Genomic DNA, 1,889 nt, shown 5'->3' with positions numbered 1-1,889 from the left:
ATGGCTGACTCATTGGATATTGAGCTGATCCCATTATATGATGGGGATAGTGTGCTGGAGGGGTATACTGCATTTATTTTTACGCCGATCTGCGAAGAAGATAAATGTTACGCAGTAGAGATTGATTTCTTCTGGGATGCCATCGGGAGATATAATCACTACGACACCATTCCAGGTAGCCCTTTGACAAAACTGGAGCACGAACCTTTCACACCTGAAGAATATGAAAAGCTCCATCAGATTTTGAGTGAGCCGGCTTCTGTGCTGGCCAATTACAAAAAGGAGGACCTCGTTCAGGACATTGAGGACGAAGGAGTGGATGGTGTTTCCGGAGCCACCATCAATGAGATCAGGGAAAGTGTGATCAGTGGCGCGGTTTATTCCTGCTATACCCTTTGGCACATTGTTCACGGAAAAGTGGTGGACAGCATTCAATCACTTACCTACAGCAATCTCAATGATCAGCTTGTAGAGAAGATGGTACATAGGAAGGATCAACAGATCAACTACTTTCTTATCAATATTTTTTCTGAAGAAGATTTTCATGATTACCTCCCACACCTGTTATATACCATCGAAAATGGTCAGGGGTATTATGCAAAAAATGCAATTGAAAAAATGCCAGCGTCTGTTTTCAAAGATGACCGGGCACAAGACTTCTTTACGGGGCATTTCGAAAATCTCAATTATTTTGCTCAGATATCCCTACTCAAGAAGCTCGACCCCCTGTTTATCAGCAGTGAGCTGAAATCTACGCTGCGAAACCACCTGAGTGAAAGAAACTCTCAGAAAAATGAACTGATTCGCATGCTGATTGGTATAGAGAATAATTAATTCTTTTGAGTCCATCCTATTTACCAAAATATTATTCGGTAAAATACTGTGTATCAATAATTTTCCTGTTTTAAATCTAAAAATCAAAAAATAGTTGTACATTAGATTTATTGTAATTAACCCATGTATTAATCGCACTTAATTTTCATTTTCACATTAGGAATAGCATTGTAAGAATATTTGTCAATGTTGGTCAAGGGTGAAAGTGTCCTATGATAGCGAATAATAATTTGTAGACCCTAGCCGATATGATGGATTCCAGCTATTCAGGAAAAGACGATCTTTCAATCTGGAGAGATTTTGTTAGCGGGGATCGATCAGCACTTTCTTATATTTATTTCAAATATGCCAAATACCTGCTTTCTTATGGTTATAAGATCTGCCGGGACAAGGAACTGGTCGAAGACAAGGTTCAGGATTTGTTTGTCCAACTCTGGGTAAGACACGATAGGTTAGGAGATACGGACTCCATCAAGTTCTATTTATTCCGGTCACTGCGCAGAAAGCTTGCTGAATCGGTAAAAGTAGATAAGCTTAGGTATGCTGTAGGTCTCGAGATGATCGATCAATTTTCAGGACCTTTTGAAAACCAGCTAATCGAAATAGAGACACGTTCGGAAAGAAAAAAACTTGTAGAGCAGTTATTGGCCCATCTAAATGACAACCAAAGAGATATTTTACACCTTAAATACACTGTAGGACTATCCAACTGTGAAATTGCCGAAATACTCGGGATGGAACATCAGTCGGTCAAGAATGCGGTATTTCGCTCAATAACGAAAATAAGGAGATTCCTCGTGGAGCATAATATATCTCTGGCTTATTTAGTAAAAAACAATATGTGATATTGCATTTTCATTAAATATCAAAAAAATATTTTGTTCAAACTGAGTACCCGAATGAAAAAGCTCCCTTTCTCTAACTATAGCTTTTTCTATGTCAGACCCAATCAATCTTATAGAAGAACTTGTTTGCGACGATCGGTTTTGCAAATACGTGTTAAATCCTGACAGGGAGACATTAAAGTATTGGGAGACATTCAGAAAAAACAATCC

General features: G+C 38.6%; 2 protein-coding genes. Both read left to right on the top strand.

Features of this window, described 5'->3' with window-relative positions; all coding sequences use genetic code 11:
- A partial coding sequence (locus RLO81_RS20460; protein WP_350116355.1) for a hypothetical protein occupies positions 1–834 on the top strand: 834 nt, incomplete at its 5' end.
- Between the two features lie 248 nt (positions 835–1,082).
- Entirely contained in the window at positions 1,083–1,679 is a 597-nt protein-coding gene (locus tag RLO81_RS20455) for an RNA polymerase sigma factor (protein WP_350116354.1), read from the top strand.
- Positions 1,680–1,889: the final 210 nt, after the last annotated feature.

This window comes from Fulvivirga sp., from assembly GCF_040220315.1.
Lineage (GTDB): Bacteria > Bacteroidota > Bacteroidia > Cytophagales > Cyclobacteriaceae > Fulvivirga.
The sequence above is the reverse complement of the archived record's forward strand: the minus strand, read 5'-3'. Positions and strand labels throughout refer to the sequence as shown.

What these genes read in the sequence shown, in the direction of transcription:
- RLO81_RS20455 (WP_350116354.1), top strand. Translation starts at nt 1,083, where the DNA reads ATGATGGATTCCAGCTATTCAGGAAAAGACGATCTTTCAATCTGGAGA.